Source organism: Streptomyces milbemycinicus (genome assembly GCF_002154605.1).
In the GTDB taxonomy this organism is placed as follows: Bacteria; Actinomycetota; Actinomycetes; order Streptomycetales; family Streptomycetaceae; genus Streptomyces; species Streptomyces milbemycinicus.
The window spans coordinates 1-981 of record NZ_MUNE01000814.1; the positions used below are offsets into that span (position 1 = coordinate 1).

The following is a 981-nucleotide window of genomic DNA, read 5'->3' on the forward strand; positions in this document are numbered from 1 at the left end:
TTCCGGGCCTTCGGGGTCGGCGAACGCCCGGACGTCGACCGCGTCGGTCACGGCGTCCGGGTCGGCCACGCGCCGGTCCGGGGCGACGGGGTCTGCCCCGGCCTCGGGGCGGTCCGTATCGTCGGCGCGGCCCTCCTGGTCCTCCAGGCCCCCCAGGACCTCGAGCTCCGCCCGTTCCTTGGCGTATCGACGCTCCATTCCCGCCCGCCCGGACAACAGCCGGATGGCGGTACTGAAACGCTCCGTGGGACGGGCTTCATTGAGCTCGTCCTGCCTACGGAGCCACATCGGCACCAAATAGGCGGCCCAGGCCCCGACGATGACTGCGTAGATGAGGCCACTGCTGCTCACGGTCACACGGTAGAGGGGTCCGCGCGAGGCCATCTGCCAATTGGCGCGGTGTGTCGCACGATCTGGCTGATATCTCGAACTTTTTTTGTGATTGGTGGGATGACCAGGTTGGGAATGTGCTCAAATGCCGGGCGTTTTCGAACACATATTTTATTTCTGTGATGCGCTGGGCCTCATCCGGTGCCACCGGGCCAACAATCCCTCCGGAACCTCCTCCGCCGTGAGGGCGAAGACCAGGTGGTCGCGCCAGGCGCCGTCGATGTGGAGGTAGCGGGGGCGCAGCCCCTCTTCGCGGAATCCCAGTTTTTCGACCACTCGCCGGCTCGGCCCGTTCTCGGGCCGGATACACACCTCGATGCGGTGCAGTCCGACCGTACGGAAGCAATGGTCGGTGGCGAGCGCGACGGCGGTCGGCATCACTCCGCGGCCGGCGACCCCCTCGTCGATCCAATAGCCGATATGGCCCGAGCACATCGAGCCCCAGGTGATCCCGGCCACGGTCAGCTGTCCGGCCAGCCGTCCCCGGTATTCGACGACGAACGGCAGCATCCGCCCGGCGTGTGCCTCGGCGCGCAGATGGCGGACCATCTGGCGGTAGGTGGGCCGGTGGGTGACGGGGCCGGCGGGCGG

Annotated in this window: 1 protein-coding gene and 1 pseudogene; both read right to left on the reverse strand. The window is 67.9% G+C overall.

Annotation, left to right across the window (positions count from 1 at the left end):
• A pseudogene (locus CCN51_RS46875) lies at positions 1-351 on the reverse strand (hypothetical protein); the annotation flags it as partial.
• 150 nt (positions 352-501) lie between these two features.
• Positions 502-981: GNAT family N-acetyltransferase (locus CCN51_RS46880; RefSeq protein ID WP_086860968.1), on the reverse strand; the 480-nt coding region annotated here is incomplete at its 5' end.